12 protein-coding genes and 1 tRNA gene are annotated in these 8,902 nt (G+C 39.4%); 7 read left to right on the top strand and 6 right to left on the bottom strand.

Features of this window, described 5'->3' with window-relative positions:
• The coding region (locus J502_RS15450; protein WP_034685066.1) for a helix-turn-helix domain-containing protein at positions 1 to 227 on the bottom strand (227 nt) is incomplete at its 3' end.
• Between the two features lie 204 nt (positions 228 to 431).
• On the opposite strand from J502_RS15450, the gene J502_RS15445 reads away from it, so the two are divergent.
• On the top strand, positions 432 to 629 hold the full coding sequence (locus tag J502_RS15445; protein WP_005406358.1) for a hypothetical protein: 198 nt from the start codon (positions 432 to 434) through the stop codon (positions 627 to 629).
• Positions 630 to 685: 56 nt separating this feature from the next.
• Here J502_RS15445 and J502_RS15440 read toward each other — a convergent pair whose 3' ends face one another.
• On the bottom strand, positions 686 to 1,267 hold the full coding sequence (locus J502_RS15440) for an FxsA family protein (protein WP_005406316.1): 582 nt from the start codon (positions 1,265 to 1,267) through the stop codon (positions 686 to 688).
• 120 nt (positions 1,268 to 1,387) lie between these two features.
• Here J502_RS15440 and ruvC point away from each other — a divergent pair, with 120 nt between their 5' ends.
• Both ruvC and J502_RS15430 read left to right on the top strand, forming a co-directional pair.
• On the top strand, positions 1,388 to 1,933 hold the full coding sequence (gene ruvC, locus J502_RS15435; RefSeq protein WP_034685064.1) for a crossover junction endodeoxyribonuclease RuvC: 546 nt from the start codon (positions 1,388 to 1,390) through the stop codon (positions 1,931 to 1,933).
• Between the two features lie 22 nt (positions 1,934 to 1,955).
• Positions 1,956 to 2,573 (top strand): LysE family translocator, encoded by a 618-nt coding sequence (locus J502_RS15430; protein WP_005019892.1) that lies wholly within the window; start codon positions 1,956 to 1,958, stop codon positions 2,571 to 2,573.
• Here the strand turns inward: J502_RS15430 and J502_RS15425 are convergent.
• Entirely contained in the window at positions 2,570 to 4,033 is a 1,464-nt protein-coding gene (locus J502_RS15425) for a bifunctional ADP-dependent NAD(P)H-hydrate dehydratase/NAD(P)H-hydrate epimerase (protein WP_005406504.1), read from the bottom strand. The genes J502_RS15430 and J502_RS15425 overlap by 4 nt on opposite strands.
• Before the next feature lie 24 nt (positions 4,034 to 4,057).
• On the opposite strand from J502_RS15425, the gene queG reads away from it, so the two are divergent.
• From queG to bioB, 3 genes are all read left to right on the top strand, one after another.
• Positions 4,058 to 5,149 (top strand): tRNA epoxyqueuosine(34) reductase QueG, encoded by a 1,092-nt coding sequence (gene queG, locus J502_RS15420; protein ID WP_005406258.1) that lies wholly within the window; start codon positions 4,058 to 4,060, stop codon positions 5,147 to 5,149.
• Positions 5,150 to 5,260: 111 nt separating this feature from the next.
• On the top strand, positions 5,261 to 5,434 hold the full coding sequence (locus J502_RS16875) for a hypothetical protein (RefSeq protein ID WP_155757388.1): 174 nt from the start codon (positions 5,261 to 5,263) through the stop codon (positions 5,432 to 5,434).
• 152 nt (positions 5,435 to 5,586) lie between these two features.
• A complete protein-coding gene (bioB, locus tag J502_RS15415; RefSeq protein WP_034685059.1) occupies positions 5,587 to 6,588 on the top strand; it encodes a biotin synthase BioB in 1,002 nt (333 codons plus the stop codon).
• 56 nt (positions 6,589 to 6,644) lie between these two features.
• On the opposite strand, the gene J502_RS15410 is transcribed toward bioB, so the two are convergent.
• Positions 6,645 to 6,857, bottom strand: a complete 213-nt coding sequence (locus tag J502_RS15410; protein WP_005026360.1) for a hypothetical protein — start codon at positions 6,855 to 6,857, stop codon at positions 6,645 to 6,647.
• A 709-nt stretch (positions 6,858 to 7,566) separates the two neighbouring features.
• On the opposite strand from J502_RS15410, the gene J502_RS15405 reads away from it, so the two are divergent.
• A tRNA-Ile gene (locus tag J502_RS15405) sits at positions 7,567 to 7,643 on the top strand.
• A gap of 323 nt (positions 7,644 to 7,966) precedes the next feature.
• Here J502_RS15405 and J502_RS17180 read toward each other — a convergent pair.
• Together J502_RS17180 and J502_RS15400 are read right to left on the bottom strand one after the other, a co-directional pair.
• Positions 7,967 to 8,218, bottom strand: a complete 252-nt coding sequence (locus J502_RS17180; RefSeq protein ID WP_227499293.1) for a hypothetical protein — start codon at positions 8,216 to 8,218, stop codon at positions 7,967 to 7,969.
• Positions 8,208 to 8,822, bottom strand: a complete 615-nt coding sequence (locus J502_RS15400) for a hypothetical protein (RefSeq protein ID WP_005406513.1) — start codon at positions 8,820 to 8,822, stop codon at positions 8,208 to 8,210. The genes J502_RS17180 and J502_RS15400 overlap by 11 nt, the downstream gene beginning before the upstream one ends.
• Between the last annotated feature and the right edge of the window lie 80 nt (positions 8,823 to 8,902).

Below are 8,902 nucleotides of genomic sequence, written 5' to 3'. Positions count from 1 at the left end.
ACAGCCTGTTCAGTAGCATCATCTACACGGTTTTTTAAATTTGGTACTCGACGGGACTTATTAATCAGTGCGTCAATATCACCAGACTTCACTAATTCCTGATAGCGATAAAATGTATCTCTTGAAACACCCATCACTTTGCATGCTCTGGATACATTCTGAAGCTCTTCAGCTAAATTAAGCAGACCTACTTTGTGTTTAATGATTTGATTGTTAGTATGCAACATAAGAAAGTTACCTTTGTTTGATTAAGATTTCGACACCTTTATCAAAACGGGTAACTTTCTCTTTTTCAAGAAGAATGTACGATCAAGTCTGAACTAATACAGATAAAAATATTCAGTAATTTTACTCTTGATGAGAACTACATTGTTTTAATATTGGCATGATATTTTGTTAAACTGCTATTTTGCCAAAGGAGACCCCCAGATATGGTCCAGCTAATCAGTAAAGGTGGCTTTCGTGAACGGGCAAACCGGAGCCAGAAGTATAAAAATTCCGAAAATTCACAGACCGCACTCCGCCCTCGTACCTATAACTGCGTTGTACCATCAGCAGACGATCAACCTGAATATAAAGATGAAAAACTAGAAAATGATGCAATAAGTGATATACAGAATGAGGGTTAAAATACTTTCATTAAAAAACCGGATCATTAGATCCGGTTTATAAATTTATCGATAAATCATTTTTGTTTAACGTCTTTTAATTCTATTTTCTTAGCATCAGATGTTACTTCACGTGCCTCGCCATCAATAATGGTAGAGTCACGCCCTCCTTTTCCACCCTGTTGGTTCTGCATATCCTGCATCTGTCGCATCATGTCAGCAAATGGATTCTGTCCGCTACCGCCCATATTCTGCATACTACCACCCATCATTCCACCCATCATTTTTTCAAGCATGGCCTGTTGACGTTTAGCCATAATTTTCATGAGTGCATCACGGAAAACTCTCTGTACAGCTGGAATCAAAATCAGCAGTGCAAGCACATCCGTAATGAGGCCCGGAACAAGCAGTAAAAACCCGGCCATAATTTTTGGAAGATTATTAGTCAATGACGGATCTGCACTCATTTGCCCCATCTGCATTTGTTGCATCTGTGGCATTACTCCCGCAGAGTATTTCCGGATAAGATTCATACCGATAAAAAAGGCAGCAATAAACCAGAAAAATACATACCACATACTGCCAACGAGGTCACCCACACCGATCCAGACGAGTATTTCCAAGACCAAGACAGCAAAAACAGTAAGAAATAATTTCATGAAAATTAATCTAATCTCAACAAAATAAAGTGTGTAGCCTTCAGGTAATGCATCACCTTCAAGCTTTTTTAATACGCTTATGTAACAATAAGGGCATTATTCCATTTTTAAAGTCCCAGTATGTCATTAATTATCGGTATTGATCCCGGTTCACGTTTAACAGGTTATGGAATCATTGAAAAAGAAGGAAATAAATTACGCTTTATTGATGCCGGTACTATTCGTACAGAAAGCCAAGATATGCCTGAACGCTTGAAACGTATCTTTGCAGGCATTGAGCGGATTGTGAAATTTCATGGTCCAACGGAAGCAGCCGTCGAACAAGTATTCATGGCACAAAACCCGGACTCTGCTCTGAAACTCGGTCAAGCACGAGGTGCCGCTATTGCAGCTTTGGTTAATCTTGACTTACAAGTTGCAGAATATACGGCTAGACAGATCAAACAGTCTGTTGTCGGTTATGGGGCTGCGGACAAGGAACAGGTACAAATGATGGTAATGAAACTATTAAACCTCTCAATTCGCCCACAAGCGGATGCTGCGGATGCCTTGGCTGCCGCCATTTGTCATGCACATGCTTCTGGCAGCATGAGCAAACTTGCTGTATTAAATGTGCTGGGTGGTATGGCTCGTGGCCGGGGCCGTAATAGTAGTCGACGCCGTTAAAATGATTTCTACTGGATAAGACATGAACCATTTAGAGTTACTCTTATACATCAGTAGTGTCGTCCTGATGATTATTATCCCCGGCCCGGTACTATTATTGGTGGTTGGTACAGGCCTACAGGCCGGCTATCAAAAAGCTTTTAAAACTATTTTAGGAACTAATGCAGCCTCACTAGTACTGATTTTTATTTCAGCACTTATTTTGAAAGGTTTTCTTTCACTAAATGCTTCTTTTCTGGATATTTTGAAATGTCTAGGCAGTCTTTATATTTTATATTTAGGCTGGCAACTAATCCAAGACAGCAAACAGAAGCATCAGGCTGAAATCCAGATGTTGAACCCCAAATTCGGCGGATTTACTAAGGGTTTTCTGGTAGGTATTTCGAATCCTAAGGATATTCTGTTCTTTAGTGCATTTTTTCCACAGTTTATTCAGGTAATGCCAGAAATAAACCAGAGTCTATTTCTATTAACTCTGGTCTGGATAATTCTGGATTTTATGACCTTGAGCCTGGCCTATTTGCTATTTAAGCGAGTTAGCCGTTCTTTTGCATATCAGAGAATTTTACTGATATGTGGTATTTTACTGTTTACCATTGCAATATATGGCTTATATAGCGGTCTAGGCAGTCTGCTCTAGCGGTTTACCACCTGATAAATTGCCTGAGGCATATGCTGGGCCTGTAAACCACGTTCACCACTTTGTGCCAGCATATCGCCTGCTTGAGCATGCAGGCTGATAATCTCATGTAAATGAATATTGTCATGAAACTGTGCTTTTAATGCGGCTATCATACCGGATAAAACATCTCCCATGCCGCCTGTTCCCATACCCGCATTACCTTCAGTACAGATCCACAATTGCTGGCTTAATATGAGACTGCCTGCACCTTTAAGTACCCATTGGCCCTGATATTTCTGCTTCAATTGATGAATAGCCGCTATCCGGTCCGCTTCAACCTCACTGACTTTTACACCCAGCAATTTTGCTGCCTCACCCGGGTGGGGCGTCGCATAAAAGTGAGTATCTAGTCTGGCATTAGCTGCGGCTAAAAACCAGAGCGCATCAGCATCAAGTACCACTTCTAGCTGTTTAGCCTGTTTTAGTTCAGGAAACCATTGCTGAAACTGCTGATCTGCCCAGTTATCACGTCCTAATCCCATACCGAAGCAAACTGCATCGACTTGATTCAATATTTCACAAATAGAGTCTTTACTGAAGTCATGAATATCTTTAAGCATGATATTGGGAGAACGGGCCAGAATGGGACTATGATGTTTACTGTCACAGACCACAGTAACCTTTCCGGCCCCCGCAGCAAAAGCAGCTTCGGCTGCCATAATCACAGCTCCTCCCATATCGGCATGTCCACCCACCACCAGCACATGGCCATAACTGCCCTTATGCCCTGAGGCTTGACGTTTTGGCAGTTGAATCTGCTTTGGACACAGTCTTGCTGTTGATTCCAGTTTATCATCTACAGGGATAAGGGATAAAAGTTGAACCTGACCAGAAAACTCTTTGCCCTGCCCGGTATATAATCCGGCTTTTAAAGCCAACAGTGTACAGGTATGATCCGCCTTGACGGCACAAGGTAAGGGTTTACCTGTATTTGCCTGTAAACCACTAGGCATATCAATTGAAATTTTCAGACCTGTTTTCTGGTTAAGACTATGGATAATCTTTTGCCAATCCTTATCCAGAATACGATTTAGCCCAATTCCAAATAAAGCATCAATGTGACAGTTAAAATATTCTGAAACATCGAAACTGTTATGAATTTTTATATGCTGCCTCTGTGCATATTGAATTGCCGAATGTAAATCTGCCGACTCTCCTGGCACAGCCGCGAAAATTTCAACATCATAGCCTGCGCCCGCCAGATAAGCTGCTACCAGATAGCCATCTCCAGCATTGTTGCCCTGTCCGCACCAGACTGCAATACGCGGGGCAAGCTTTTTATACTGAAGGCATTGAATAATATACTGGGTCATTTGCCAACCTGCTTGCTGCATCAGCCCAAAAGAAGAGTTTTTCTGGCTAAACCAGCGTCGTTCCCATGCTTGAATTGCCTGGCTATGATACACTTGTTTCAGCATTATTTTTTCCTTCCTATCCGGTTTATGTCCGAATCTTTACCTTCCCAAAAAATTGATCTGGCACAGCTGGATGCCGAGGCACTCAAGCAATGGATCAAGTCTCAGGCACTTGATCTGGGCTTTGCTGACTGCGTGGTCGCCAAGCCCGATACCCAGGCAGAAATGGCCCGTTTTCAGGAGTATCTGGATCGAGGCTATCATGCCGATATGGATTACTTAAAGGAAAATTTAGAAAAACGTGCTGATCCCACCCTGCTGGTACCCGGAACTAAAAGTATTATCTGTGTTCGCATGAACTATCTGGTAGAAACACCCAAACCGCGCTACGTACCCTATGAACCCAACTCGGCCATTATTGCCCGCTATGCTCGTGGCCGTGATTATCATAAAATCATGCGTGGACGACTTAAAACATTAGCCAGCCGTATTCGCGACAAGGTCGGAAACTTTGAATCACGTCCTTTTGCAGACTCGGCGCCTATTTTTGAGAAATCGCTGGCAGAAAGTGCCGGGATGGGCTGGACAGGTAAACATACCCTATTAATTCATAAAAAATCCGGCTCTTTCTTTGTACTTGGGGAACTTTTTACTTCGCTAGACCTGCCTTTTGATGAACCGGCAACTGCGCATTGTGGTTCCTGCTCGGCCTGTATTGATATCTGCCCGACTCAAGCTATTGTTGAACCGTACATGCTGGATGCACGTAAATGTATTGCTTATTTAACTATTGAGTATAAAGGTATTATTCCTCAAGAATTACGCCATGGTATTGGTAATCGGGTTTTTGGTTGCGATGACTGCCAGCTAATCTGTCCTTGGAATAGTTTTGCAAAAAAAGCCACCATAGAAGATTTTAATCCACGTAACGGTTTAGATAATATCAGCCTGCTGGAGCTATGGCAGTGGGATGAAGAAATCTTTCTTAAAAACACTGAAGGTAGCCCCTTAAGACGGACCGGCTACCAGAACTTTAAGCGTAATATTGCAATCGGCCTTGGAAATGCGCCTTATACAACAGAAATTATAGCGCAGCTTGAACAGGCCAGATCAAAACATGATGAAATTGTAAACCATCACATTGACTGGGCAATTGAACAACAGATCAGCAAATCATAAGCTTTCAATTTTTACGTCTCCTCACAGTTTCCCACATAAGCCCTACATTTTCATACTCTCGTTTATGGCATAAAAAAGATACCAAATGATTTTTGTGAAGAGGAATTTATCATGCATCAGCAAAATAAAGACCAGAATCAACATCAGCAGCCTCAAAACCAGCAACAGCAAGGCCCCCCACAACCGCCACAAAATACACATCATGAAGAAGACGACCGCGCGCTGAATAAACAGCATCGGGCGGATCTGCAAAATCAAAATATTCATGGAAATCACCGTGAATAATTAAAATTAATATGATAAAAACATTTAAATGAACAAAGTCCATGCGCTGGGCTTTGTTTTTTTATATTCCGTCATATTTTGCTAATGAAGCTGGCATCGGTTTTGCTTAATATGCACAGTAATGAACTATATAAATGACTAGGGACAGACATATGAGCAGCACTCGTCCGGTACGTAATGATTGGTCTCGAGAAGAAATTGAGGCTTTGTATCAGCAGCCTTTCTTGGATCTGATTTTTGAAGCACAGCGAATTCATCGCGAGAATTTTCAGCCGAATACTATACAGGTCAGCACGCTTCTTTCGATCAAGACCGGTAAGTGTCCGGAAGACTGTAAATATTGCTCACAGTCAGCGCATTATGATTCCAATCTTGAGGCAGAAAAACGTATTGCTGTAGAAAAAGTAATTCGTGAAGCCAAAGAAGCTTTAGAGTCTGGTTCTTCTCGTTTTTGTATGGGTGCTGCATGGCGTAATCCGAATGAACGCGATATGCCTTATGTACTGGAAATGGTTCGTGAAGTTAAGGCTCTTGGCCTTGAAACATGTATGACTTTAGGTATGCTGAATCAGTCTCAGGCAGAACGTTTAAAAGATGCAGGGCTGGATTATTATAATCATAACCTCGATACATCCCGTGAATACTATTCTCATATCATCAGTACCCGTACTTTCGATGACCGTTTAGATACCCTTGACCATGTACGCCAAGCAGGAATGAAGGTATGTAGCGGAGGTATTGTCGGGTTAGGCGAAAGCAAGCAGGACCGTATTGGCTTACTACATGAACTGGCCACTCTTCCATTTCATCCTGAATCAGTACCAATCAATATGCTGGTACCGATTGAAGGTACGCCTCTTGCTGATGTTGAAAAACTGGATGTCACCGAATGGATCAGAACTATTGCGGTTGCCCGCATTATCATGCCACAAAGTTATATCCGCCTTTCTGCCGGGCGTGAATCACTTTCCGATTCAGATCAGGCTTTGGCCTTTATGGCGGGGGCCCACTCCTTGTTCTCTGGAGAAAAACTTTTAACGACACCAAATGCAGGTGAAGGCAAAGACCGCATGCTCTTTAATAAACTGGGATTAAGTGCCGAGAAAGCCAAGCCAACAGTTGCTGAACTCAGTATAGATGCCATGTCAGCTTAAATAGATATATAAATTTAAAAGAGCCCCAAACTGGGGCTTTTTTATATCTCTGCTTTCTAGGAAGACGTCAGTAAAACACCATAACTTGCATTAAGATAATTACCCTTACGAATAACATCACTACCTGCAGCATGATTCACTATTAACTCACCAGTCTGCACATCATAAGAAAAACTGTCGAAACTGTCCTGATGCTGACATAGCCAACAAAGCGTATCTGCAAGATTATCATCTACAATATAAGTTGCAGCTTTAAAATCCTTAGTCATGCTATTTCCTATCGCCTTTCAAGTTTTAAAATTTTTAAATGAATTCAAGATAATTATAAAAGAAAAAGACTACTGTCCGAAAACAGCAGCCTTTATAAAATTCTTCAGGTTTTATAATAAAAATCGAATTAGATTTGATTGAAACATACCAGGTCCATGGGTATCTTGAACCAATAAATATACATCTAGCTCCTATGATCTCCGCATTTACGACACTCTTTTACCTCATTAAATTCTGAGAACTGCTCATATTCATAGGCATGCATACAGAAGAGTTTTCTTAACAACTGAAACATTGTTTTGCTCCTTGTTACTATAGTTATGGTTTCTTCCTGAAACGGTATCGAAAGTTTGTTGTGTACTTTCAATTTATTTATTAACATGAATTAAACAAAAAGCCAATATTATTTTTTAATTCACTATAAATAAATAAGCAATTGTTTTCATTTTGTTTTTGAAAAACTAAAAATCTAAATAGTTAATTATTAAACAGTTTAAAATTACTTACTAAGCTTAACTTCTTAAAGAAATTTTTTATGGCAAGCTAATACTTTTCTTATCACCGCATTTATTTGCTTCGTCATTTTAATCTCCTAAATTTGATGAATAAAACAGCATCTCTCCAGTTTTTTTTGAGAAATGCTTGTGTTTACTTGAGAATTTAGCTAGTATTGCTATCGCAAAAATGCTTTAGATATAAGCATTTATAGGGCCTATAGCTCAGTTGGTTAGAGCAGCGGACTCATAATCCGTTGGTCCCGTGTTCAAGTCACGGTGGGCCCACCATATATTAAACCTCATAATTCGTGAATTATGAGGTTTTTTTATTAATGTTGACTTATATAACTTTATAAATTCCACTAATTTATTTTTTAATAAATTAATACTTTTAGTAGTAAATCTTTTAAAGTTTTTATATGACCAATTAAAGCAAAATTTATTTATAAACCAACTCATATTTTAATTTTGAATCTCATTAGCCTGTTATTCTTAAAAACCAAGATTATTCTAATCATTTAAAATCATTAAATTGGTTTATTTTAAAATACAGTCTGTTTTTAAGTTATCACTCAATGTTTGATTTATTATTTAACTAAAAGGTCTTTTGATTATTTTTTTTCATATTCCACATAGATGTGCTTGGCTTGATCATACATAAATAGACTTTTGTAAGACTTCTTTGGCTGATCTTGGTCAATATAAGTCACTTCAACAGGATAATAAGTGTTCTGGTTATTAACCACTCTTAATGTTGATGTAACAATGGATGCAAACTCAGGACGATCTGCATAGTAACTTGATGTATCGTTACCCGCCGAGCCTATTTCAAGAACTTGAACTCTCCCGACATCAGGCAACAAGACCGCATACCAAGTCGAAATTTCTTGCCCCCCCTGCACCTGTAAAAGTTGCAAGCGTATAACTTCCTATCATGTTCTTGCCAAACGGTCTTAAATTTTTCTGTAAGTCATGTTTAAAACTAAAATACAAATGCCCACCGGCTGTAGGGATATCTTTCTGATTTAAAGCTGAATTGACTAACTGGAAATGGTTGTCCTGTTTTTTAAATATAAATAAATCTACTGTACTTGAGCAGGCTCGGCAGTCCTGAATGTATCCATTATTGATTTTTACTTTTTCAATAATAACCAGGTAACGAGTTTCACCTTGTGGATTTTTATATTCAATACTAGGATGAAAAAAACCCAATATATTTGGTTCAAGCTGTTGATAAGGGTAAGATTTAAAATAATCATTGAGTACGGGTGTCACATGCGCCAGAGGCTCATTGAGTATTTTAGGGTAAACCATTTGCACAATTGTATTTACAGACAGTGTTCCAGAAGAAGTCTTTAGAGTAGTGGTCGGTTTAGCAGTATCGATATAAGGTAAAACTGTTTGGCATCCAATGATCAACCCTGTATTTACACAGATAATTGCAGACAATAAATATTGTTTTTTCATTATATATTCCATCGTTGTTCTACAGGAATTAATAAAATTATAGGTGAGTTAAATTTTATCAATAAACAAAGAACCTTATA

This window comes from Acinetobacter sp. 1294596 (assembly GCF_000582925.1).
Taxonomy (GTDB): Bacteria; Pseudomonadota; Gammaproteobacteria; order Pseudomonadales; family Moraxellaceae; genus Acinetobacter; species Acinetobacter radioresistens.
The sequence above is the reverse complement of the archived record's forward strand: the minus strand, read 5'-3'. Positions and strand labels throughout refer to the sequence as shown.